Genomic DNA, 264 nt, shown 5'->3' with positions numbered 1-264 from the left:
ATCGCGCTGAAGAACTGGCAGAAGAACGTATTCTCGACGTGCTGATCCCACCTGCTAAAAACAACTGGGGACAGACCGAACAGCAGCAGGAACCGTCCGCTGCTCGTCAGGCATTCCGCAAAAAACTGCGTGAAGGCCAGCTTGATGACAAAGAAATCGAGATCGATCTTGCCGCAGCACCGATGGGCGTTGAAATTATGGCTCCTCCGGGCATGGAAGAGATGACCAGCCAGCTGCAGTCCATGTTCCAGAACCTGGGCGGCC

The 264-nt window shown here is 55.3% G+C and carries 1 pseudogene; it reads left to right on the top strand.

From position 1 onward, the window contains the following. Positions 1-264 (top strand): annotated as a pseudogene (hslU, locus tag SB756_RS31160) (HslU--HslV peptidase ATPase subunit); the annotation flags it as partial.

Origin of the sequence: Pseudomonas sp. SIMBA_068 (assembly GCF_046534705.1) — a bacterium.
Lineage (GTDB): Bacteria > Pseudomonadota > Gammaproteobacteria > Pseudomonadales > Pseudomonadaceae > Aquipseudomonas > Aquipseudomonas putida.
This window is presented reverse-complemented; position numbering and strand designations above follow the sequence as displayed.